The organism is Thermodesulfobacterium thermophilum DSM 1276 (genome assembly GCF_000421605.1).
Lineage (GTDB): Bacteria > Desulfobacterota > Thermodesulfobacteria > Thermodesulfobacteriales > Thermodesulfobacteriaceae > Thermodesulfobacterium > Thermodesulfobacterium thermophilum.
This window is the reverse complement of sequence record NZ_ATXI01000006.1, coordinates 18,767-41,033: the sequence shown is the minus strand read 5'-3', so window position 1 is coordinate 41,033 and position 22,267 is coordinate 18,767. Positions and strand designations below refer to the sequence as shown.

20 protein-coding genes and 3 tRNA genes are annotated in these 22,267 nt (G+C 38.9%); 16 read left to right on the top strand and 7 right to left on the bottom strand.

From position 1 onward, the window contains the following. Nucleotides 1–51 precede the first annotated feature (51 nt). From thiC to holB, 13 genes are all read left to right on the top strand, one after another. Nucleotides 52–1,362 carry a phosphomethylpyrimidine synthase ThiC gene (thiC, locus tag H529_RS0103740; RefSeq protein WP_022855216.1) on the top strand — a complete coding sequence of 437 codons (1,311 nt, stop codon included), beginning with the start codon at nt 52–54 and terminating at the stop codon, nt 1,360–1,362. Nucleotides 1,363–1,364: 2 nt separating this feature from the next. Further along, nucleotides 1,365–2,384 (top strand): hypothetical protein, encoded by a 1,020-nt coding sequence (locus H529_RS0103735; protein WP_022855215.1) that lies wholly within the window; start codon nt 1,365–1,367, stop codon nt 2,382–2,384. 165 nt (nt 2,385–2,549) lie between these two features. Beyond that, complete coding sequence (locus tag H529_RS11175; protein WP_162138226.1) at nt 2,550–4,073, top strand: diguanylate cyclase; 1,524 nt, start codon at nt 2,550–2,552, stop codon at nt 4,071–4,073. 65 nt (nt 4,074–4,138) lie between these two features. Next, entirely contained in the window at nt 4,139–5,830 is a 1,692-nt protein-coding gene (locus H529_RS0103725; RefSeq protein ID WP_022855213.1) for a S1 RNA-binding domain-containing protein, read from the top strand. 10 nt (nt 5,831–5,840) lie between these two features. Beyond that, nucleotides 5,841–6,704, top strand: a complete 864-nt coding sequence (sppA, locus tag H529_RS0103720) for a signal peptide peptidase SppA (RefSeq protein ID WP_022855212.1) — start codon at nt 5,841–5,843, stop codon at nt 6,702–6,704. Nucleotides 6,705–6,715: 11 nt separating this feature from the next. Further along, nucleotides 6,716–7,912 (top strand): Ppx/GppA phosphatase family protein, encoded by a 1,197-nt coding sequence (locus H529_RS0103715; RefSeq protein ID WP_022855211.1) that lies wholly within the window; start codon nt 6,716–6,718, stop codon nt 7,910–7,912. Nucleotides 7,913–7,947: 35 nt separating this feature from the next. Next, nucleotides 7,948–9,417, top strand: coding sequence for an IMP dehydrogenase (gene guaB / locus H529_RS0103710; RefSeq protein WP_022855210.1), 1,470 nt, complete (start codon nt 7,948–7,950; stop codon nt 9,415–9,417). A gap of 28 nt (nt 9,418–9,445) precedes the next feature. Continuing rightward, the gene (locus H529_RS0103705) at nt 9,446–10,657 is read left to right on the top strand and encodes a type II secretion system F family protein (protein ID WP_022855209.1); all 1,212 of its coding nucleotides are present in this window, start codon (nt 9,446–9,448) and stop codon (nt 10,655–10,657) included. Between the two features lie 21 nt (nt 10,658–10,678). Continuing rightward, nucleotides 10,679–11,635 (top strand): magnesium transporter CorA family protein, encoded by a 957-nt coding sequence (locus H529_RS0103700; protein ID WP_022855208.1) that lies wholly within the window; start codon nt 10,679–10,681, stop codon nt 11,633–11,635. A 27-nt stretch (nt 11,636–11,662) separates the two neighbouring features. After that, nucleotides 11,663–12,304: a class I SAM-dependent methyltransferase gene (locus tag H529_RS10015; RefSeq protein WP_022855207.1), complete on the top strand. Its 642-nt coding sequence runs from the start codon at nt 11,663–11,665 to the stop codon at nt 12,302–12,304. Next, complete coding sequence (prmC, locus tag H529_RS0103690; protein WP_022855206.1) at nt 12,304–13,137, top strand: peptide chain release factor N(5)-glutamine methyltransferase; 834 nt, start codon at nt 12,304–12,306, stop codon at nt 13,135–13,137. Before H529_RS10015 ends, prmC begins: the two co-directional genes overlap by 1 nt. Next, nucleotides 13,125–14,399 carry a UDP-N-acetylglucosamine 1-carboxyvinyltransferase gene (gene murA / locus H529_RS0103685; RefSeq protein ID WP_022855205.1) on the top strand — a complete coding sequence of 425 codons (1,275 nt, stop codon included), beginning with the start codon at nt 13,125–13,127 and terminating at the stop codon, nt 14,397–14,399. The genes prmC and murA overlap by 13 nt, the downstream gene beginning before the upstream one ends. Next, complete coding sequence (gene holB / locus H529_RS10010) at nt 14,396–15,343, top strand: DNA polymerase III subunit delta' (RefSeq protein ID WP_022855204.1); 948 nt, start codon at nt 14,396–14,398, stop codon at nt 15,341–15,343. The genes murA and holB overlap by 4 nt, the downstream gene beginning before the upstream one ends. Nucleotides 15,344–15,347: 4 nt before the next feature. Here the strand turns inward: holB and H529_RS0103675 are convergent, their stop codons facing one another. Continuing rightward, nucleotides 15,348–15,725 (bottom strand): CGGC domain-containing protein, encoded by a 378-nt coding sequence (locus tag H529_RS0103675; RefSeq protein ID WP_022855203.1) that lies wholly within the window; start codon nt 15,723–15,725, stop codon nt 15,348–15,350. A 94-nt stretch (nt 15,726–15,819) separates the two neighbouring features. Further along, complete coding sequence (locus H529_RS0103670) at nt 15,820–16,017, bottom strand: rubredoxin (protein ID WP_022855202.1); 198 nt, start codon at nt 16,015–16,017, stop codon at nt 15,820–15,822. A gap of 189 nt (nt 16,018–16,206) precedes the next feature. On the opposite strand from H529_RS0103670, the gene H529_RS0103665 reads away from it, so the two are divergent. From H529_RS0103665 to H529_RS0103655, 3 genes are all read left to right on the top strand, one after another. Next, nucleotides 16,207–16,278: transfer RNA gene (locus H529_RS0103665), tRNA-Gln, on the top strand. 15 nt (nt 16,279–16,293) lie between these two features. After that, nucleotides 16,294–16,384: transfer RNA gene (locus H529_RS0103660), tRNA-Ser, on the top strand. A 35-nt stretch (nt 16,385–16,419) separates the two neighbouring features. After that, nucleotides 16,420–16,492 (top strand) — tRNA-Thr (locus H529_RS0103655). 9 nt (nt 16,493–16,501) lie between these two features. On the opposite strand, the gene trpD is transcribed toward H529_RS0103655, so the two are convergent. The 5 genes from trpD to recA are packed head-to-tail and all read right to left on the bottom strand — an operon-like array spanning nt 16,502 to nt 22,236. Further along, complete coding sequence (gene trpD, locus H529_RS0103650) at nt 16,502–17,539, bottom strand: anthranilate phosphoribosyltransferase (protein WP_022855201.1); 1,038 nt, start codon at nt 17,537–17,539, stop codon at nt 16,502–16,504. 1 nt (nt 17,540) lies between these two features. After that, nucleotides 17,541–18,896, bottom strand: a complete 1,356-nt coding sequence (locus H529_RS0103645; protein WP_022855200.1) for a TldD/PmbA family protein — start codon at nt 18,894–18,896, stop codon at nt 17,541–17,543. Beyond that, nucleotides 18,853–20,133: a phosphopyruvate hydratase gene (gene eno / locus H529_RS0103640; protein ID WP_022855199.1), complete on the bottom strand. Its 1,281-nt coding sequence runs from the start codon at nt 20,131–20,133 to the stop codon at nt 18,853–18,855. Before eno ends, H529_RS0103645 begins: the two co-directional genes overlap by 44 nt. 10 nt (nt 20,134–20,143) lie before the next feature. After that, nucleotides 20,144–21,148, bottom strand: a complete 1,005-nt coding sequence (gene rfaE1, locus H529_RS10005) for a D-glycero-beta-D-manno-heptose-7-phosphate kinase (RefSeq protein ID WP_022855198.1) — start codon at nt 21,146–21,148, stop codon at nt 20,144–20,146. Between the two features lie 23 nt (nt 21,149–21,171). Then, a complete protein-coding gene (gene recA / locus H529_RS0103630) occupies nt 21,172–22,236 on the bottom strand; it encodes a recombinase RecA (protein WP_022855197.1) in 1,065 nt (354 codons plus the stop codon). Between the last annotated feature and the right edge of the window lie 31 nt (nt 22,237–22,267).

Genomic DNA, 22,267 nt, shown 5'->3' with positions numbered 1-22,267 from the left:
AGAAATTTTATGTTAAAATTTCTGTAAAAAACAGGGAGGTCTTTTAAAGATATGACGATCAAAACCCTGATTAGTAAAGGTGTGATTACAGAAGAGGTTAAAATTTGTGCACAGGTGGAAGGGGTTAGCGAAAAATTTCTCAAAGAAGGTATTCTTAGGGGTGAGATAGTTGTTTGTAAAAACAAAAAGTCTAAGATAGAAAGACCCTGTGCTATTGGTAAGGGACTTAGAACTAAGGTAAACGTAAACATCGGTACTTCTAAGGATAGGCCTTATGTAGAAGAAGAGTTAAAAAAACTTGAGATAGCTTTAAAGTATGGTGCAGATACTGTGATGGACCTTTCTACAGGAGGAGATTTAGACGAGATAAGAAAGGTTATAAGAGCTCACTCTCCTGTTCCTTTAGGTACAGTCCCTATTTATCAGGCGGCGATAGAGGCGGTAGAAAAGCATCATAAGTCGATCGTTGACATGACGGTTGATGAGATGTTTAAGGTGATAGAAAAACAGGCAGAAGATGGTGTAGATTTTATGACCATCCACTGTGGTCTTACCAAGGCGGGTATAGAAAGGTTAAAAATTAAACCCAGGGTGCTTGGGGTGGTATCCAGAGGAGGTTCTTTTTTAGTAGAATGGATGATCTATAACCAAAAGGAGAATCCCTTTTATGAGCATTTTGATAAACTTCTTGAAATAGCCTTTGAGTATGATATTACTCTGTCTTTAGGGGATGGACTAAGACCTGGTTGTATCGCAGACGCTACAGATGGAGCTCAAATCCATGAGTTGATGATTTTAGGGGAGTTAACTTTAAGGGCTTGGGAAAAGGGTGTTCAGGTAATGATAGAAGGCCCTGGACATGTGCCTTTAGACCAGATAGAGACCAACATAAAACTACAAAAAAGGCTTTGTCATGGTGCTCCTTTTTATGTGCTTGGCCCTCTTCCCACAGACGTAGCCCCTGGTTATGACCATCTGGTAGGGGCTATAGGAGGGGCACTGGCTGCTTATTATGGGGCAGATTTTCTTTGTTATCTTACCCCTGCAGAACATCTAAGGCTTCCTACGTTAGAGGATGTAAAAGAAGGTTTGATAGCCTCAAAAATCGCTGCTCATGTAGCAGACCTGGCTAAGGGAATAAAAGGTGCATGGGAATGGGATTTGGCTATGGCTAAAGCCAGGGCTGAGCTTGACTGGGAAAAACAGATTTCCCTTTCTATAGACCAGGAAAAGGCAAGGCGGTATAGGCTCGAAGGAGGGGTTTCTAAAAGTCAGGCTTGTACGATGTGTGGCCCCTACTGTGCTATAAAGGTCTTTGAACATGCCTTCAACCTACTTAAAATCAAAGGAGGGGAAGGCTAAAAGTGAGGTTGATTATAGGAGAAAGAAAAGGTTATTATCAACTTACTTCTTTTAGCCAATATCTTTTGCTGGTTGTGGTTCTTTTTGGTTTTGTTCTCAATGTATATGAAGTTTATCTGCAATTTAAAAACAGTTCTTTATGTAAAACGGACGCCTGTTTAATGATACATCTTTTCGATAGATTAGGGATCCTCAACTACTTAGGGGTTTTGGTGTTTGCTGTGGTGTTAGGGTTAACCCTTCTTGATTTAAAGATAAAATCTTATGTCCTGAAAAGGTTAAGACTTTTTATCTTAGGTCTCTGTTTGTTGGTTGAGGGATATTTTATCGGGTTTCAGGCCTTTTTTCTTCAGGAATATTGTCAGTTTTGTTTGGTGGTAGCCTTGACCATTTTTTTAGCCTTTGTGTTAGACGTATTTTCTCAGAAGGCCTTTAGCTGGGGTTTCTTAGGTTTTTCAGGGTTTTTAGCCCTTTCTACAGCAGTTTTTTTGGTTAACATAAGCCTTAAGCCTATATCTTTAGATTATCCTGTGGTGGTCTATCAACAAAATTGTCCTAACTGTAAGGTGGTCGAGGAGTATGTTATAAATAATAAAATTCCTGTAAGATTTTATGAGGTATCTAAGGTTTATGCCTTGATGAGGATAGCAGGAATTCGAGAAGTCCCTGCCCTTCTTTATAGAGAAGATAATTCTCTTTTGGTTTTAGTAGGTAAAAATACCATTCTCAACTGGCTAAAAGAAAATTATCCGATGTTGGAGCCCTCTCAGGGGAGAGAATTTTCTAAAAACTTGAAGGAAAAAGATTTCACCGTTAATGCCTCTACAGAAAAACCTCAAGATAAAAAAGAGCCTGTTAAAAAGGAAAAAGTAGTCTCTACAGAAAAGGTTTCTACAGAAAAATCCTCTACAGAAAACGCCACATCTCCTCAAAAACCTTCTTCTTTACCTTTCTTACCTCCCAAAGTGGGAGATAAAGAGGGTAAAGGAGAGGCCTGTCTTATCGAAAAAGGTTGTAATTAGTTGAGGATTTTTGTTTGAATTAAGTGTTATTTCAAAAGCTACTCAGTTCTTGTTTAATATTACTTCACAAAAATCCGATAATAAATAAAATTATAAATAGAGGATTTTATGAAAGGTTTACAGAGGCAAATTTTTTATTTTAGTTTGGGAGTGAGTTTTTTTATTATGTTAACTTTTGTTCTCCTTAGCAGTCCTGTATTTTATAAGTACGAATTTTCTAAGGGAGATATTTTTCTTCAGCAAAGAACACATGTGTTAGCCAATTACATAGAGGGTTTTTTTTCTAAGTTTATCGTGATGATAGAATACCTGAGTAAAGATCCTAAGGTGATTAAGGCTTATAAACTTTCTGAAAAAGATAAAATTGAGGTATTAAAACATTTTTATACTTTTAATCAAATAGACCCTACCATTAAATATATCTATGCTGGGTATGAAGATGATTCTCTTTTGATATATAACTATGATACACCTGAGGGATACAAGTCAACTGAGAGGCCTTGGTATAAAGAGGCTGTAAGGTATTCTTCTAAGATTAGCGAGGGAGTGGTATATCAAGAGTTTGGGACTAAAGAATGGTTGGTAGCCTTAGGTAAGGCTCTGGTTGATGAAAACCACAAGATTGTAGGGGTTGTAGCCATAGATACCTCTTTAGAAAATTTATTAAAGGTTTTTAGAGAAAAAATAGGGATTTATGAGACAGCCTATAGCTTTGTGATTAAAAAGGATGGAACGGTTCTTATCCATCCAGATGAGAAACTTTTAGGTAAAAAGATGGAAAATCTACCTTTAAGAGAGTTTCTGTCTAATCCTGAAGGGAAGGTAGAGTTTGTTCAAGATGGTTTAACCAAGATAGCCTATTATAAAAGGTTGGAAAATTCAAATTGGGTGTTTATAACGGTGGTAGACAAAGCTGAACTTTTAATGCCTGTTTTGGTTATCATAGGGATGTCTGTGATGATAATAGGTGCTATTGCTTTTGGTTTGGGGTGGTTTGTAAGTTATTGGCTGACTAAGCACATTACCTCACCGATTAACCTTCTTAAAGAAAATCTTTTAAGTATTTCTCAGGGGATTGAAATTCCCGAGGAGTTTAGAAACTATCCTAAAAATGAGATAGGTGCCATTGCTAAAGAGATAGAAAAACTTGCTTCAACCGAGCTTTTTAAGAGAAAAGTTGAGTTAGAAAAATTGACTGAGCGTCTTAAGGTGCTTGCCGAAAGGGATTTTTTGACCCAACTTTTTAACCGGTTTAAGTTTATAGAGGAACTTAAGAAGGAGATCAACCGTTATAATCGTTATAAGACTCCTTTTTCTTTGATTCTTTTTGATATCGATAATTTTAAGGTGATTAACGATACTTATGGGCATGATAGGGGAGATTATGTACTAAAAGAGGTTTCCCGTTTGATAAAAGAAAACATCAGGCAAACTGATGTGCCAGCTCGATGGGGAGGAGAGGAGTTTGTAATCCTTTGCCCTAATACTACTAAAGAAGAAGCCTTGGTTATAGCTGAAAGAATCAGACAGAGTATAGCAGCCTACCCTTTTGAGGAAGTAGAAAAAGTTACCATAAGCGGTGGGGTGGTAGAATATCAAGAAGGTATGACCCTTTCTACTCTTCTCAAAAAAGTAGACGAAAGGTTGTATCAGGCAAAAAGGTCTGGTAAAAATAAAATAGTCTTATAAAGCTTGATAAACTTTATAACTCTATGTATACTTGAAATAAAACAATCGTAGCTTGCGAGGTTGGTATGACAGATTGGGGAAAGGAGTTCGAAGAGTATTTAAGTAAGTCGTTTCAAGAGATTGCTGTTGGAGAGGTAGTTAAAGGAAGGGTGGTGAAGATAGGCAAAGAGTATGTCTTTGTGGATGTGGGGTTAAAAGGGGAGGCCCTTTTGCCTGTTGATGAGATAAAAGACGAAAAAGGGGGATTTCAGTTTAGTGAAGGAGAGGAAGGAGAATTCTTGGTGATAGGAAGAGCTCCCTTAGGTGGATACTTGCTTTCCTATCAAAAAATCAGAGAAAAGAAGGTTAAGGAAAAGATAAAAGATAGTTTTGAAAAAGGACTTCCTGTGCAGATAAAAATAGTCTCTTTGATAAAAGGAGGATACACGGTTAAGGTTGAGGGCTTTGTTCCAGGGTTTCTTCCCTTTTCCCAGGCCTATTTTAGAGAAAGACTTGATTCTCCTGAGGCTCTTATCGGAAAGGAGTTTGAGGCTTTGGTGGTTAAATTTGACAAAGAGAACCTGGTGGTTTCAAGAAGGGCTTTGCTTGAAAGAGAATATGAACTAAAGAAAAAAGAGGTTTTAGATAAGATAAAAGAAGGTGTATTAGAAGGAGAGGTTTTTAAAAGGGTGGAAGGAGGTTTCTTGATAGATTTTGATGGGGTGTTAAAGGGTTTTCTTCCTGACAAAGAACTTTCTTGGTTTAGGATAACAGACCCAGAGACTTTCTTAAAGATAGGAGATAAAATAAAGGTTAAGGTACTTTCCTTTGATCCTTCTAAGGAACGACTTAAGGTTAGTTTAAAAGCCTTAGAGACTGACCCTTGGGAAGGGGTAGCCAATCGTTATCAAGAAGGTCAGCAGGTTAAGGGGAAGGTAGTAGGAATTTTTGATTTCGGGGCTTTTTTAGAGATAGAACCTGGAGTAGAAGGGTTGGTCCCAAGAAGTGAGATAGGATGGAATAAAAACTTAAAACCTAAGGAGCTTTTGGGTTTAGGGGATTTGGTAGAGGCTGTAATTCTTGAAATAAGACCTTCTGAAAGGAAAATGGTGCTTAGTTTAAGGCGTCTTGAACCAAGTCCTTGGGAAAAGTTCGTAAAAGAGGTAGAGGTAGGTGCTGTAGTAAAAGGGAAAATAAAACAGGTATTGAATCATGGGTTGCTAGTTGAGGTAAGAGAGGGGGTTGAAGGTTTTATCCATGTGTCCAACCTTTCTTGGGAAAGGATAGAAAATTTAAAAGAGAAGTTTAGTCCTGGACAAGAAGTCATGGCCAAGGTTCTTGAGATAAATCCTGAAAAAAGAAAGCTTAGTTTAAGTGTTAAACATCTAACCCCAGACCCTTGGGAAAACTTTGTGGCTTCTCATAAGATAGGAGATGTGGTAGAAGGGGTGATAAAACGGATGGTTTCAACAGGGGTTATTGTTGAAGTTTTCCAGGGGATAGAAGGTTTAATTCCTTTTAAAGAACTTTCTGAAGAATTTAAAGGAAGGCACCTTCCTAAGTCAGAAAAGATAGCTGAAAAATATAAACCAGGAGACCGGTTAAAAGGTAAAATAGTGGTGTTAGACCCTGAAAACAGAAAACTTCATCTTTCTTGTTTGAAGTATTTAGAGGAGCTTGAAAACCAAGAGTTAGAGGCCTACAAAGAATCCTTTCAAAGAGAAGGAATAGGGGTAAGGTTAGGGGATTTATTGGCTCAAAAATTAAAGAGAGCTTAAGGGGATTTTGATGAAACGTCCTTGGTTGGTTTATGGACTGGCTTTTGTGGGTGGATTGGTAGTATTTTTGTTTGTTTTGAGTTTTATTCTTTCTTTTTTGATAAAGCTTAAGGATATAGATTTTGGGAAACCCCAGATAGGGGTTTTAGAAATAAAAGGGGTCATTGCAGATCCAGAGGAACTTCTTAGGGCTATAAGGTTTTTAAAAGAGAAGGAAAGTATAAGAGGGGTGGTGGTTCGTATAGACTCCCCAGGTGGTTCTGTAGGAGCTTCTCAAGAGATCTTTGAAGAGCTGAAAAAACTTAGGACCATAAAGCCTGTGGTAGTTTCTATGGGCAACATCGCAGCTTCTGGTGGTTTTTATGTGTCTCTTGGAGGCAACCAAACTTTTGCCCTTCCTGGGACCCTTACAGGAAGTATTGGGGTGGTGCTTCAGGTGCCTAACCTGGAAAAACTGTTAAAAAAGCTTGGGGTTGAGGCAGAGGTGATAAAAAGTGGAGAATATAAAGATACCGGGTCTTTTTACAGGCCATTAAGCCCTAAGGAAAAGGTTTATCTCCAGGAAAAAATAAAGGTTATTCACGAGCAGTTTATAAAAGCTATAGCCAAAGAACGAAAACTTTCTGAGGCCAAGGTTAGAGAGTTAGCTGACGGAAGGATTTTTACCGGAGAAGAGGCTTTAAAGTTGGGTTTGATAGATAAACTTGGTAGTTTTTGGGATGCTGTAGAAGAAGTAAAAAGGCTTGCCCGAATAAAAGAAGCCAAACTGATTTATCTTCCTGAGAAAAAGGTTAGTTTTTGGAAGTTGTTAGAGGAGAAAGCCTCTGGATTAGCAGAGTCTTTTTATTTTAAACCCTGGTTTTTTCCTTATTAAGGGTGGAGACTATGAACCGAAGTGATCTGATAGAAAGTTTAAACTTAAAACTTGCAGATTTAGAATTGGAAAAAGAAGACTTAAAAGTAATAGTTGAGCTTTTTTTTGAAACTTTAAAAGAAGAGCTAAAAAAGGGTAACCGGATAGAGTTTAGGGATTTTGGAGTTTTTGAACTTAAAAAAAATAAGGGACTTATTTTTAAAAATCCTAAAAACCAACAAAGCTATTATGTTAAAAATAAACTGAGGGTAATTTTTAAACTGGGAAAAGAGTTTAAAGAAAGGTTAAACCTTCCGTTTTTTGCGGCTTTAGACCTGGGAACTCAAACCTTTAGGATTTGTTTAGGAAAGAAAATACAAGATCAGACATATTTCTTGATAAGAAACCGAGAAAACGTAAGGCTTGGAGAAGGTTTGGTTAACCAGGAAATTACAGAAGAAGCTTTCAAAAAGGGGATTGAGACCCTGAGAAATTTTAAAGAGTTGATGGAAACCTATGAGGTAAAAGATTATAGGGCTGTAGGTACGGCAATTTTTAGAAAAGCTAAGAATGCTCAGGAGTTTTTAGCAGAAGCTAAAAAAATAGGTATAGACATAGAGGTGATATCTCCAGAGGAAGAGGTTTTACTTTCTTTAAAAGGGGTGCTGTATGGATTACAATCTCAAGGGTTGGTTGACAAGAAATTCTTGGTGGTAGACATAGGGGGAGGTTCTACTGAGTTTGTTTTAAGTGAAAAAGGAACGCCTAAATGGATTAAAAGTTTAGACATAGGGGCGGTTTGGTTAAAGGACCTTTTTCAACTAAGGTATCCGGTAAATTCTAAGGTTTTTAAGTCTATCATGGAATATCTTTCGGATAAATTGGTTGATTTACCTAAGGAAGAGGTAGATTACGTAATTTTTACCGGAGGGACTGCGAGTCTTTTAGGAGCTCTGGATTTAAAGCTAAAGACCTATTCTCCTTATCCGTTAAACGGTCATAAAATTTCTAAAGATCGCATAGAAATAATAGTTAAAAAATTAGCTAATTGTGACCTTGAGAGGATTTCCAAGATAAAAGGGATGGAAAAAGGAAGGGAAGACATCGCCCTTCCAGGGGCTCTTATTTGCTGGTCTGTGTTAGAATATTTTAAGAAGGATTTTCTTATCTTAAGTGTATATGGAATTTTAGAGGGCGCTTTACTTTCTTTAATAGAGAGGTATAATTAGTAAAAATTTTTATCTCCTAAAAGGGGTTCGGGTGTATGTTAGATATCTTATACGAAGCCTATACCTTTGATGACCTGCTTTTAGTACCTGCATATTCAGAGGTTTTGCCTAAGGATGTAGATGTTTCTACCTATATCACTTCAAAGATAAAGCTAAATATTCCTCTTATTTCTGCGGCGATGGATACGGTTACTGAAAGTCGAATGGCAATAAGTATGGCTCGAGAGGGTGGCTTAGGGGTTATTCATCGTAACATGAGCCTTGATGAACAGGTAAGAGAAGTGGAAAAGGTGAAAAAATCAGAGAGCGGGATGATTTATGATCCTGTAACTGTTTCTCCGGATACTCCGATAAAAGAAGTTCTCAAACTGATGGAAGAGTTTAAGATTTCCGGTATTCCTGTGGTTGAAGGCCCGAGAAAAAAACTGGTAGGGATTATCACCAACAGGGATTTAAGGTTTGAAACCAACTTTGAGCGCCCGGTTAGAGAGTTGATGACAAAGGAAAATTTAGTTACTGCTAAACCAGGCATCAGCTTAGAAGAGGCGATTAAGATCTTACACGAGCATAGGATCGAAAAGCTTCTTATCGTAGATGATGATTTTTGTCTTAAGGGATTGATTACCATAAAAGATATAGAAAAACTTAAGAAATATCCTAATGCCTGTAAAGATGAACTTGGAAGGTTGAGGGTTGGAGCAGCTATAGGGGTTGGGGCTAATAGGTTAGAGCAAGCAGAAAGATTACTTAAGGCTGGAGCAGACGTTTTGTTTATAGATTCAGCTCATGGACATTCTAAGAATGTGATAGAGACCATAAAGGAAATAAAGTATCATTTCCCTGATTGTCAGTTGATAGCAGGTAATGTGGCTACTGCTGAAGGGGCTGAGGCTTTGATAAAAGCTGGGGCAGACGGGATAAAAGTAGGTATAGGACCTGGGTCTATCTGTACTACCAGGATTGTAGCCGGAGCTGGAGTTCCTCAGCTTACCGCTATTCACAACTGTGCGGTTGTAGCAGAAAAATATGGTATCCCTGTGATAGCTGACGGAGGTATTCGGTTTTCAGGAGATATCGTTAAAGCACTGGCTGCTGGTGCTCATGCAGTGATGATAGGTAATCTTTTTGCCGGAACAGAAGAAGCCCCAGGAGAAACCATCCTTTATGAAGGTAGAACCTATAAGGTCTACAGGGGAATGGGTTCTCTTTCTGCTATGGCTAAAAGAGGTGGAAGTGAACGTTATGGACAGGAAGGAGAAGACCTATCTAAGCTTGTCCCTGAAGGAATAGAGGGTAAGGTGCCTTATCGTGGTCCTGTGTCTAACATGATCTATCAGTTGGTAGGTGGTATTCGTTCAGGTATGGGATACTGTGGATGTAGAACCATCGAAGAACTTAGAAAAAAGGCTAAATTTATCAAAATAACCCCTGCAGGTTATAGAGAAAGCCATGTACACGATGTAACGATATTAAGAGAAGCTCCAAATTACTGGATAGGTAAATAGGTTTTTAATGCATTAAGAGAGGCAAACGATGCCTTTATATGAATGGGAGGGAAGGTCGGTTACCGGAGAGATAAGAAAGGGGGTTTTAGAAGCTGCCAATCCTCAACTGGTAGAGGTTTACCTAAGACGTCTCAACCTTACTCCGATAAAAATCACCGAAAAAAGACAAACTTCCTTTAGATTTTTTAAACTTAAATCAGTTTCTGATAAGGAATTAGCAAGCTTTACCAGACAGTTTGCAGTTGTCTTAGAGGCAGGACTTCCTATAGTAAAATGTCTTGAAATCTTGGCTGAACAACAAAGAAATAAGTATTTTAAAGAGGTTATAAGAGATATCAAGTATAAAGTAGAAACAGGAGCTGCTTTGAGTGAGGCGATGGCTCACTACCCTAAGATTTTTGACAATCTTTACATTCAGATGATAAGGTCTGGAGAATCAAGCGGTAACTTAGACATGATTTTAAATCGTCTGGCTGATTATATAGAGAAGATAGTAGGGATAAAAAGCAAGGTTAAACATGCGATGATTTATCCCTCTGTGGTTGTTGCAGTGACCATTATAGTGATCTCTGTTATCATGCTTTTTGTCATCCCTAAGTTTGCAGAGATATATGAAAGTGCAGGCCAAGCTTTACCATGGCCTACTCAGCTAGTTATTAACATCAGCAAAAACTTCGGGAAGATACTGATTTTTTTAATCCTTTTAGGGGTAGGTTTAAGCTTAGGTATAAAAGTTTACAGGAGATCCGAGCAAGGAAGATATGTTACCGATAAGTTTTTGTTAAAGTTACCGTTATTAGGGGAGTTGTTTTTGAAAGCGTCAGTTGCGAGAACTGCAAGAACTTTAGCTAACCTGGTGGGGGGAGGGGTTCAGCTGCTTCCTGCTCTTACGATAGCTGGTGAAACTTCAGGTAATAAAATTATAGAAAAGGCTATGGAAGAGGTAAGGATTAACGTTTCTGCAGGTCAGTCTATCGCAGACCCGATGATGGCAACCGGGGTTTTTCCTTTCTTCATGGTAGAAATGGTAAGGGTAGGAGAAATGTCCGGCAAACTCGAAGAAATGCTTAATAAAGTGGCAGGATTTTTTGAAGAAGAAGTAGATAGGATGGTAAACACCCTTTCTACCTTGATAGAGCCTATTTTGATCGTAATCTTAGGTGTGATAGTAGGTGGTATTCTGGTAGCTCTTTATCTACCTATCTTTAAGCTTGGTGAAGTTATCGGTGGAATGCGGTAGTAGTTTTATCAAGGGAGAACTATGTTTAGAGTTTATAAGTCAGAAAACGGTATTTTATTACCGGCTGAGTCTATTAGCCCTCATACCTGGATCTGTCTTTTTAATCCCTTAGAGGAGGAGATAGCTTACTTAGAGAAAAAATGTCATATTTTCCCGGAGTTTCTTAGATATCCTCTTGATGAAGAAGAAAGACCAAGGATTGAAAAAGAGGAACAACAGGTTCTTATCATTTTACGGATACCTGACATTATTTCTAAAGGGATCTTCGTAAGATATGAAACCATCCCTATAGGGATAATACTGACAGACGATTATATCATTACGGTTTGTCTTAAAGACCATCCTATTTTTGAAGACTTTATCACCTTTGCCAATAAAAGTAAGACGTTTGACCTTAGAAATCCTGTTAATTTTTTGCTTAATTTTATGCTAAGTGCTACCTCTCTTTATATTAAACTTTTGAGGATCATAGACAGGACCCTTGAAGAATATGAAGAGGAGATTTTTAAGGCTATAGAAAACGAGGAAATCATCAAGATGCTTAGCATAGAAAAAACCTTAACTTACTTTAACACCTCTTTACAAGGAAACGACACAGTGCTTACTAAGATACAGAGCGGAAGGTATCTAAGGTTAACTGAAGAAGACCAAGAGGTTTTAGAAGACCTTCAAATAGAAAACAGACAAGCTATAGAGATGACCAAAGTCTTTTTAAACATCGTTTCAGGCACGATGGATGCTTATACTTCTATCATCAACAACAACCTTAACCTTATCATGAAGTTTTTAGCCAGCATGGCTATCATCATTTCTATCCCTACTACCATCTACAGCATGTATGGAATGAATATACCCCTTCCTTTCCAAGAGCTTCCACCTTTTAAAGGTACCTCTTATGCCTTTCTGTTTGTGAATTTAATAACTCTTTTTATCATGTTTCTGTTATTTCTTTTTTTTAGAAAAAAGCGTTATCTCTAATATTATTTTGGATAAAGGAGATCAACCATGCAAATTGATACTCTTACCTTAGAAACTGAGAAAATCACGGTTAGAGACAAGACGTTTAAAATAATAAGACCAGCCAAACTTGAAGAAATTTTTAAGGGTGACCCATTTTTAGAGGTAGAAAAGTTTCCTCTCTGGTTTAAGGTATGGGAAGCAAGCTTAGTGTTGGCAGATTATGTGTCAGGGGTAAGTCCCTCTAAAAAAATTTTAGAGCTTGGGGCTGGGCTTGGGGTGGTTAGCCTGGTAGCTGCAGGTGTCGGGCATGAGGTGTTAGCCACAGATTATGATGAACTCCCTTTAAAATTTTTAGAACTTTCTGCTAAAGAAAATGGCCTTTCTATAAGAACTCAGGTGTTAGACTGGAGAACAGTAAACCTTAAAGAAAAATTTGATGTGATATTAGGGGCTGAGATAGTTTTTCGAAAAAGCCTTTTTGACCCTCTTTTAGAACTTTTTAAAAATCTACTGGTAGACCAAGGGGAGGTAATTCTTGCTCATAGCGGCGATAGAAAAAGACTGTTAGTACCTTTTCTGTATAAAGCTCAAGAACATTTTGAGGTGTTAACCAGCATAAGAAAACTAAAAGAAAAAGAAGGTACCCAGGAGGTTATCCTAAATAAGCTTGTTTTTAAAAAGAATTAATGAAGGTTTCTCAGGCCTTTAGTCAAGGAAGAACACTTCTTTCTCAGATTGAAGACCCTGAGTATGCTACTTGGGAAGTTCTGTTAATCCTTTCTCATATTTTAAAGGTAAAACCTCTTTCAGTGTATCTTTATTTTGATGAGGAGATTTCAGAGGAAAAATTCTGGGAGATTCTCGAAGAGAGGTTAAAACGAAAGCCTTTAGCTTATATCCTTAAAGAGGCCTATTTTTGGGGTAGAAAATTTAAGGTAGAAGAGGGGGTGCTGATTCCACGGCAAGATACTGAAACTTTAGTTGAGGCTTTTCTTGATTTAAATATAGAACAAGGATGGGTTTTAGAGTTAGGGGTAGGGTCAGGGGTGATAGTGATTACCTTACTTTTAGAAAAGTCAGGGCTAAAAGGTGTAGGGGTAGATATAAATCCCAAGGCTCTTGCCTTAACTGATAAAAACGCTCGGTTCTACCAGGTAGAAGAAAGGTTGTTTTTGTTAAGAGGAGATGGCTTAACTCCTTTTAAAAAGTTTGAATTTTTTGACGTGATTTTTTCTAACCCGCCCTATCTCAGTTTAGAAGAATGGGAAAACCTGGAAGAGGAAGTCCGTGTTTTTGAACCTAAGGAGGCTTTGGTTGCAGGTCCAAAAGGAACAGAGTTTCACGAAAGGTTGATGCAAGAGGCTCCTTATTACCTAAAAAGGGGAGGTTTTTTAATTTTAGAAATAGGATATAATCAGGGAGAAAAAGTTAGAGAGTTGGCTAAAAAACATAACTGGGAAGCTAAGTTTTATCGTGACTTAAGAGGATATGAGAGGGTAGTGGTGTTATGGAAAGAGTAAGCGAAAGAAGGTATGTGATAAAAGGTGGATACCCTTTGAAAGGGGGGGTAGAGGTTAGCGGAGCTAAAAATGCTGCCTTGCCTGCGATTGCTGCTACTTTGCTTGCACCAGGAGAGTATCGGTTAAAGAGGGTTCCTAAGGTAAGGGATGTTTTTTGCATGCTAAAGATTTTAGAGTTTTTAGGGGCTACCTGGTCTTTTGAAAAGGACGCACTTATAGTAAATACCTCAGGTATAAACAAAACTTCAGTTCCTTATGAACTGGCTACTCAAATAAGGGCTTCGGTGTTGTTTTTGGGGGCCCTTTTGGGGGCTAAAGGAGAGGCTGAGGTCCCTCTTCCAGGAGGGTGTGCTATCGGTAAAAGGCCGATAGACCTTCATTTGAAGGGGATGGAAAAATTAGGGGCAGAGATATCTTTGTATCATGGAAACCTGAGGGTAAAGGCTTTAAACCTAACGGGATGCGAGATAGTGCTTGATTTCCCATCAGTAACCGCTACTGAAAATTTACTTATGGCAGCTTCTGTAGCAGAAGGAGAGACGGTTATCAAAAACGCAGCAAAAGAGCCAGAGGTAGTATTTTTAGCTGAGGTTTTAAAAAGTATGGGAGCACATATAAGAGGGGAAGGAGAGGATACCATCTATGTTAAGGGTAAAAAAAAGTTAAAACCTGCAAACATAGAAATTATCCCTGACCGGATAGAGGCTGGTACATTTTTGGTCTTAGGAGGTCTTTTAGAAGAAAACGAGTTAGAGATAAAAAACATAAATCTATCTTACTTAGAGGTTCCTGTTTCTAAGCTTCGAGAAATAGGGGTTTATGTAGAAAAAATAGGTAAAAGGTCTTGCTTGGTTAAAAGGGAGAAGAGTTTAAAGGCTACCAAAATAGTTACCGCCCCTTATCCTGGATTTCCGACAGACTTGCAGCCTGTTTTTACGGTGTTGTTAACCCAGGCTGAAGGCATGTCTTTGGTGGTAGAAAACCTTTTTGAAAACCGGTTTTTATACGTTTTCGAGTTAAACAGGATGGGAGCAAACATCAAGTTAGAGGACAGGACCGCGATCGTTAACGGTATAACCCCTCTTTTTGGCTCTCCGGTAAAAGCTACAGACCTAAGAGCTGGGGCTGCTTTAGTCTTAGCTGGCCTTTGTGCCGACAACACAACCACCGTATATAACATAGAGCTAATAGAGAGAGGGTATGAAAATTTTGTGGAAAAGTTAAAAGGATTAGGTGCAAAAATAGAAGTTGAAACCTTATGAAGGTAATAACTTTGGATCAAATTTTAAATCAAAACCCTGCTGTGACCTTACTGAAAAGGGCTCTATCTACAGATCGTTTGTCACATGCCTATCTTTTTACAGGTCCTAAGGGAGTAGGAAAAGAAACTACAGCTTATGCCTTTGTTTTTCATCTTTTTTGTCAAAAAGACCCCCTTTCTCCCTGCGGAGTTTGTATAGCCTGTAAGAAGTTATCCAAGGAAACTCATCCTGATGTCTTGAAAATTAGTCCGGAAAAAAAAGAGATAAAGATAGACCAGATAAGGGAGATTATTAATTTTTTAAGATACCGTCCTATCGAGGCAAAGTATAAGGTGGTTTTAATTCAAAATGCCGAAAGGATGAACCTTGAGGCAGCCAATGCTCTTTTAAAATCCTTAGAGGAACCCCCTTCTTATGGGATCTTTATTCTTCTTACAGAAAATTTTACCCAGCTTTTACCGACGGTGGTTTCAAGGTCACAAGTGGTCAGGTTTCATCCTTTACCCAAAACGACAGTTTATAGAGTTTTAACCGAACAATATGGATTTGAAAGACAGGTTTCTCAAACATTAGCAGAGATTTCTCAGGGTAGCTTAGGAAGAGCCTTGACCATCGCAGAAAAAGGTTTTTTGGAAGAGCTTAACAGCTTTGTAAAGGCAGGGTTTTCTAACAGCCCATACCTAAGGTTTAGGGTAGCAGAAAGGTTTTCCAGCTTCAACTACCAAGATTTAGAGATGGCGTTTTATTTAGTCCTTATTTGGATATGGAGGTCCTATCTAAAAAGATTGATCGACTATCCCTATCCAGAAGCTTTCCCAGAAGAGATTTATCCCAAAGAGCCCTATCCAGCCTTTTTCTTAATCCAAGAAACCTTACAAGCCTTAGACCGCTACCTTAACCCAGAACTGGTGTTCTACAGGCTATTTTTAAAGATGTTTGGTTAAAGGTTTAACCCCCAAAGATGCTTGGCGGTGCATAAGGATGGGTGCCTTCTACCACCTCTACTCCGGCTTTTTCTTTGATGGCAGCAATTAGGTCATCCTTTCTTTTGCAGAACTTCATGATACAGGTGCCTACATGTACAGCATCTACCTTTTCCTTGAGGGCGTTTAATTGTAGTTTTAAAAGAAGTAAACTGCAAATTACCCTGTTTTTGTTTCCTTCACACCCTCCACAGTCTACGATACCTACGATCTGAGCACCCTCCTCTTGATATCTTGCGAACTCTCCTTCTTTTCTACTTAAAGCTACAAAACATTTGGCATCCCCTGGACACAAGTTTTGTTCAGAGATCATCTTACATTTTACTAAAACGATGTTTTTCATAGTTGGCTCCCCTCCTTTAGCATAGAAGCTAAAGTATATTGTTGATTAACATTATAAATATTATAAAATAAGAGTTTAATCTTGTCAAATTTTTTTAAGGTTTTTCTTCTAATTGTTCCATCGGTCTAAAAGCTTTTTTGCTTGCTCCACAGATTGGGCATTTCCAGTCTTCAGGCAGTTTCTCAAAAGGTGTACCTGGAGGGATTTTACCCTTTCGGTCCCCTTTAGAGGGGTTGTAGATATAACCACAATTTGAAGTAGAACATACCCAACATCCTTCAAAGTTGTTCATAGTTTTTTCTCCTGTATAGGTTTGATTTTACTACTTAGAATAAATTATAAAAATAATTTTGCAAGACTTTTTTTGAATAAATGTAAATTATAAATTAAATATTTTTCTTTTAAAGTAAACAAGAAAACAGGTTAACTTTACAAAAACAGAAAATATGTTATATTTTATACAAAAGGTATATGGAATAATTCCGGGGTCGTCTAACTGGCAGGACATGGGACTTTGGCTCCCAGAATCGTGGTTCGAATCCACGCCCCGGAACTTTTAAATTTTTTTGGAGGAGTGGCCGAGAGGTCGAAGGCGCTCGCCTGCTAAGCGAGTGTACGGGCTAAAACCCGTACCGCGGGTTCGAATCCCGCCTCCTCCGTTTTTGAGGAGGAAATAAGTCAACATAAATTCTCTGCCGGCGTAGCTCAATCGGCAGAGCATGGGATTTGTAATCCCAGGGTTGAGGGTTCAAGTCCCTCCGCCGGCTTTTAACTTTTTAGTTCTTCAGATTTCTATAATAGTTTTTTATCTCCTGCCACTTATCCCAGATTTGCCCAGACCTTACAAGTTCTTTGGCTTTTTCTACACCGGCTCTTATGTCTATTGCTTTTTCACTAAGATAAAGTGCTGCTCCTAAATTCAAAATAAACATGTCTTTTACAGGACCTTCAAGCTGATTTTTAAAAAGTTTTTCTAATATTTCAAGGCTATGTTGTGGACTTTTAACCTGTAGCTCTTCTAAGTTTTCACATCTTTCAAAACCAAAGTCTTCGGGGTCTAAAAAGTAGGTGGTAATCCTTTCGTCTCTTAGTTCTGAAATCTTAGTTGAACCAGTGATGGTAACCTCGTCAAACCCTTCTTCTCCAAAGACCACAAGCGCTCGTTTTACCTTTAAAGCGTCAAGTACATAAGCTATTTTTTCGGTCATCACATAGCTGTAAACCCCCATAAGCTGATGGGTAGGAGAGGCAGGGTTCAAAAGCGGTCCTAAAAGGTTAAAGATGGTTCTACCAAGTTTTTGGCGGATGGGGATGACTTTTTTAAAGGCTGGATGGTATAAGGGAGCAAACAGAAAAGTAAATTTCAGGTCTGTTAAAGCCTGGGCTGAGGCTTCAGGGGATAGGTCAAGGGGAATCCCTGAGGCCTCAAGAAGGTCAGCACTTCCTGATTGACTGGAAACAGAGCGGTTCCCATGCTTGGCTACATACACTCCCTCTACTGAGGAAAGGGCGATGGCTACAGCCGTAGAAAAGTTAAAACTATTTTTAGCATCTCCTCCTGTCCCACAGGTGTCTACCAAAATAGCTCCTTTAGGAGTATTAAACGGAAGTTTAGTCATCACTTCTCTATAAGCTAAAGCCGCTCCGGTAATCTCTTGCCAGGTTTCTCCTTTTTGTCTTAAGAGTTCTAAAAAAAGTTCTACCTCTTCAGGAGACAAGTCTTCTGTAGCTAACGATTTAAAAATATGATATGCCTCTTCTTGTGTAAGATGTTGATTTTGTTTAAGTTTTATAATCCCTTCTTTAAGGGTCATTTTATCCTCCTAAATCCATCTTATCTATCAGAAGGCTTGGACTACCCACACTTCCATAAAAACGAAGGTCTTGTCCCACAGCCACCATGTTTTTAAACATCTCAAAAATGTTTCCTGAAAGAGCCATCTCACTTAAAACCTTTACCGGCTCTCCGTTTTTATAATAAACCCCAGAAACCCCTACCGAAAACTCACCAGAGATAGGGTCTGCCGTGTGACTTCCTAAAAGTTCTAACACCTCAAAAACTTCATTAGAAAATCTAAGTAGCTCTTCTTTAGTATAAGGTCCTTCTTTCAAGTAAAGGTTGGTTGAACTTACTTTAGGACTACTTTTAAAATCATCCCTTCGTGCATTTCCTGAGGTAAAGTGCCCCAATCCCAGATTTTCAGCCTGTTTATTCCAGTAGGTATCAAAAAGATAACCTTTTATTACTCCCTTTTCTAAAAGGGTTTTTGTGGTTTGTGGGGCACCTTCGTCGTCAAAAGGTCGGCTTTCGATAAGCCCTTCGGTTAACCCGTCATCTATCAGGGTAAGGTTTTCAGAAAAGAACTTCTCTCCTAACTTGTCTTTTAGAAAGGATCTTCCTTTTATAACTTCTTCTCCTAAAAATGAGAACTCCAAAATCTCTAACAGGTCTACAGCCATAAAAGAGGGAAAAAGCACCGGAATTTTAAGATTAACTCCCTTTTGACTTTGACTTAAGAGTGAACCTCGAACACAGGCCTCTTTTACCCTTTGTTTTAATTCTTCCTTGTCTAACCTTCTTCCTTCATACCATTCATAAGAAGAGGCTTCTTTTTCTCTATCCCCTGCTATCACTGAAATTAAAAAGGTATAAAAAGGCTCTTCCCAGACCAGTAAAACCCCCTTTCTTAAAAGGGCAATTTTATGCTTCCCCCAAGAAAGTTTGATTTTTTCAACTTTTTTGATGTGGTCAAAGTTTAAGGCCGCTTCTTCAAGCTCAGCTAAAAAGGCTTTAAAGTCCTCATCTGGGATCGAAACTTTAGGGGAAGATACCTTAGAAGGAACCTCTTCTGGAAAAGAAGCAGGCATTCCTTTGTCTGAAAGGACTTTGGCTTTATTTACCGCAAGTTCAACGTTAGTTTCATCTAAAGAGGTGGTATAAGAAAGCCCAGCTCTTCCGTTTGGGTTTAAATATCTAACTGTAAGGCTTTCGTCGTGGTATTCCTCTGCTAAGAAAATTTTCCCCTCTTTTTTTTCTAAGGATCTACCTTCTTCTTTTTCTATCCAGAATTCAAGACCGGGATCCTTATCAACAAATTTTATAAGGGCTTCTATATCCATGGTCTTCTTACAGATTAGATAAAATTTGTTTTCCTGCAAAGATTGAAGCATCCCCTAAGTATTCTTCGATCCTTAAAAGCTGGTTAAACTTTGCCACTCTTTCTCCTCTGGCAGGAGCACCAGTCTTAATAAGACCGGTGTTAAGAGCTACCGCAAGGTCTGCGATAAAGGTATCTTCTGTTTCTCCTGACCTGTGAGATATCATACAATTCCATTTATGTTTGTAGGCAAGTTCAACTGCCTCTATGGTTTCTGTAAGGGTTCCTATCTGATTAAGCTTTATAAGAACCGCGTTAGCCATCCTGTTTTCTATACCCAATTTTATCTTTTTAGGGTTGGTCACAAAGATATCGTCTCCCACTATTTGAACTTTATTCCCTATCTTTTGGGTGATTAATTTAAATCCTTCAGGGTCTTCTTCAGATAAAGGATCTTCTATCGATATGATAGGATAGTTTTTTACCAATCTTTCGTAATATTCTACCATTTCTTCTGTAGATAGTTTTTTGTCGATACCTTTTAGGAAGTAAACCCCGTCCTGATAAAGTTCAGAGGCAGCCACATCCATCGCTAAGGCTACATCTTCTCCTGGGGTATACCCGGCTTTTTCTATAGCTTTTATGAGATACTCCAAAGCTTCTTCAGGAAGTCTTATTTGAGGGGCAAAACCTCCTTCATCTCCGATGGAGGTGCTTAAACCTTCCTGTTTAAGGATACTTTTTAAGGCATGGTAAACCTCAGCGCCCATCCTTAAAGCTTCGGCAAAGGATTTTGCCCCCCAAGGAGCTATCATGAACTCTTGAAAATCTAACGGGTTGTCTGCATGAACCCCTCCGTTTATGACGTTCATAAAAGGTACAGGTAAGGTGCGGGCTCTTATCCCTCCGATATAAGTAAAAAGAGGCATTCCTAATTCCTCTGCAGTAGCCCTGGCACAGGCTAAAGAAACCCCTAAGATAGCGTTAGCCCCTAAGTTAGATTTGTTTTCTGTTCCATCAAGTTCACAAAGCAGTTTGTCTATTTCTGTTTGCCTTCCTGAGTCTAATCCTTCTAACTGAGGGGCGATGATTTCGTTTACGTTGAAAACCGCTTTTTGCACACCTTTCCCAAAAAATCTTTCTTTCTCTCCATCTCTAAGCTCAAGAGCTTCATACTTTCCGGTAGAAGCCCCAGAGGGAACGGCAGCCCTTCCATAAAAACCACTGTCTAACCATACTTCTACCTCTAAGGTAGGATTACCTCTGGAATCAAGAATTTCTCTTGCTCTTATGGTTGCTATTTTACCCATGAAGGCCCTCCTAATGTTTTTTGTCCAAGAAAGCTTTAATTTCTTCCCAGTAAACAGGTTTTGTCCCTACTTTACCTACTACGATGCCTGCGGTTATGTTAGCCAGTTCTAAGGCTTTTTCTAACGGGACTCCTGCGGCATAAAAAGCGGTTAAAGAGGAAATCATCGTATCTCCTGCCCCAGACACATCATAAACTTCTTTAGCCTGGGCAGGAAGATGGAGCCCACCCTTTTCTGGCTGTACCAGAAATACCCCATCTTTACCTAAGGTGATCACCAAAAAGTCTAACCCAAACTTTTGTATTAAGGCCCTCCCAGATTGTTCCAAGTCTTTTATAGAAAGATTTTCTTTAAGGGCTGTTTCTTTAAATTCCTTAAGGTTAGGGGTGATGGCTGTGGCCTTTTGGTATTTCTCCCAGCTGATACTCTTTGGGTCAACCAAGACCGCTTTACCTGCCTTTCTGGCTTCCTCTATCAGGTCTTTACAAAAATCTTCTACCTTTAAAACTCCTTTGGCATAATCAGAGAGGATCACCGCATCTGCCTCTGGTAAAACCTTCTGATAGGTGGCTTTTAAAACTTTCATGGTTTCCTGGTCTAAGGGTTCTCTTTTTTCAAAATCTACCCTTAAAAGGTGCTGGGATTGAGCTATAATTCTCGTTTTAACAGTAGTAGGTCTTTTAGGGTCTTCAACTATCCCTTGAATTCCTATCCCTTGTTTTACGGCCAACTTTCTTAAGGTTTCTCCCTTATCGTCCTTTCCTACTACCCCCATCAGCTCTACCTGAACTTTAAGTCCTCTTAAGTTAGCAGCAACGTTAGCTGCACCTCCTAAGGTATAATAAGTAGAACTCAGGTCAAAAACAGGCACTGGAGCTTCTGGAGAAATACGGTTTACTTCACCTAAAAAGTAACAGTCCAAAATCAAGTCTCCTACCACGATAACCTTAACTTTCTCAAGCCTTTCTTCTAAGGTTTTTATAAACTTTCTGTTAAAGGTTTCTTCTTTTCTCATGGTTTAAATAATAAACTTTATCTTTATTTTCCCTTTTGAGATTTTTCTGGAGCCTTTTCGACAGGTTTTTCAGAGGGGGTTTTAATCAAAGGCAATCCTGCTGTTTCTCGTATTCTATTTTCTATCTCTAAGGCAAGTTGTTTGTTTTCTTTTAGTAATTTTCTTACGTTTTCTTTGCCTTGCCCAAGTCTTTCTCCCTGATAAGAGAACCAGGAACCGCTTTTTTCGATTACTTCCATCGCGACCCCAAGGTCAACCAGCTCAGCCTCCTTAGAGATTCCTTCTCCAAAATAGATGTCAAATTCCACCTCTTTAAAAGGAGGGGCCAATTTGTTTTTTACCACTTTTACTCTTACCCTGTGTCCTAATGGTTCTTGTCCTTCTTTTATGGAGGCGATTTTCTTTATCTCAAGTCTTAACGAAGCAAAAAACTTAAGGGCCATACCCCCGGGGGTGGTTTCTGGTGGACCTCCGTAGCTGAAAGTCCCAATCTTCATTCTGGTTTGGTTAATAAAAACTACAGCGGTATTACTTTTAGAGATGGCAGAGGTAAGTTTTCGCATGGCTTTAGACATAAGACGAGCCTGCAGCCCCACTTGTTGGTCCTCCATTTCGCCTTCTATCTCAGCCTTAGGTACAAGGGCTGCAACTGAGTCTATCACTATGATATCTACCGCCCCACTTCTGGCTAATACCTCTGCTATCTCTAAGGCTTGCTCTCCTGTGTCTGGTTGAGACACAAGGAGGTCTTCGATGTTAACCCCTAACTTTTGGGCGTAGTTTAGGTCTAAGGCATGCTCAGCGTCGATAAAAGCAGCTACTCCCCCCTGTTTTTGAGCCTCAGCTACCATGTGAAGGGCTAAGGTAGTTTTACCTGAAGCCTCAGCCCCGTAGATTTCTGTTATCCTTCCTCTGGGGATGCCTCCTATACCTGTAGCAATATCAAGACTGAGGGACCCGGTAGGAATTGCAGAAACTTCTATTTTTTGAGTCCCTTCTCCGAGTTTCATGATAGAACCTTTACCAAACATCTTCTCTATTTGAGAAATAGCAGCCTCTACCGCTTTTTTCTTTTCTGAAACATCCATAAAATACCCTCCCCAGTTATTTGCTTTTTTT

Bases quoted from the DNA above. Each gene is read 5' to 3' on its own strand.
- H529_RS0103645 (WP_022855200.1), bottom strand. From the start codon at position 18,896: ATGCTTCAATCTTTGCAGGAAAACAAATTTTATCTAATCTGTAAGAAG.
- thiC (WP_022855216.1), top strand. From the start codon at position 52: ATGACGATCAAAACCCTGATTAGTAAAGGTGTGATTACAGAAGAGGTT.
- H529_RS0103705 (WP_022855209.1), top strand. From the start codon at position 9,446: ATGCCTTTATATGAATGGGAGGGAAGGTCGGTTACCGGAGAGATAAGA.
- sppA (WP_022855212.1), top strand. From the start codon at position 5,841: ATGAAACGTCCTTGGTTGGTTTATGGACTGGCTTTTGTGGGTGGATTG.
- guaB (WP_022855210.1), top strand. From the start codon at position 7,948: ATGTTAGATATCTTATACGAAGCCTATACCTTTGATGACCTGCTTTTA.
- H529_RS0103670 (WP_022855202.1), bottom strand. From the start codon at position 16,017: ATGAACAACTTTGAAGGATGTTGGGTATGTTCTACTTCAAATTGTGGT.
- H529_RS0103725 (WP_022855213.1), top strand. From the start codon at position 4,139: ATGACAGATTGGGGAAAGGAGTTCGAAGAGTATTTAAGTAAGTCGTTT.
- trpD (WP_022855201.1), bottom strand. From the start codon at position 17,539: ATGACCCTTAAAGAAGGGATTATAAAACTTAAACAAAATCAACATCTT.
- rfaE1 (WP_022855198.1), bottom strand. From the start codon at position 21,148: ATGAGAAAAGAAGAAACCTTTAACAGAAAGTTTATAAAAACCTTAGAA.
- prmC (WP_022855206.1), top strand. From the start codon at position 12,304: ATGAAGGTTTCTCAGGCCTTTAGTCAAGGAAGAACACTTCTTTCTCAG.
- holB (WP_022855204.1), top strand. From the start codon at position 14,396: ATGAAGGTAATAACTTTGGATCAAATTTTAAATCAAAACCCTGCTGTG.
- H529_RS11175 (WP_162138226.1), top strand. From the start codon at position 2,550: ATGTTAACTTTTGTTCTCCTTAGCAGTCCTGTATTTTATAAGTACGAA.
- H529_RS10015 (WP_022855207.1), top strand. From the start codon at position 11,663: ATGCAAATTGATACTCTTACCTTAGAAACTGAGAAAATCACGGTTAGA.
- H529_RS0103700 (WP_022855208.1), top strand. From the start codon at position 10,679: ATGTTTAGAGTTTATAAGTCAGAAAACGGTATTTTATTACCGGCTGAG.
- eno (WP_022855199.1), bottom strand. From the start codon at position 20,133: ATGGGTAAAATAGCAACCATAAGAGCAAGAGAAATTCTTGATTCCAGA.
- murA (WP_022855205.1), top strand. From the start codon at position 13,125: ATGGAAAGAGTAAGCGAAAGAAGGTATGTGATAAAAGGTGGATACCCT.
- H529_RS0103675 (WP_022855203.1), bottom strand. From the start codon at position 15,725: ATGAAAAACATCGTTTTAGTAAAATGTAAGATGATCTCTGAACAAAAC.
- H529_RS0103715 (WP_022855211.1), top strand. From the start codon at position 6,716: ATGAACCGAAGTGATCTGATAGAAAGTTTAAACTTAAAACTTGCAGAT.
- recA (WP_022855197.1), bottom strand. From the start codon at position 22,236: ATGGATGTTTCAGAAAAGAAAAAAGCGGTAGAGGCTGCTATTTCTCAA.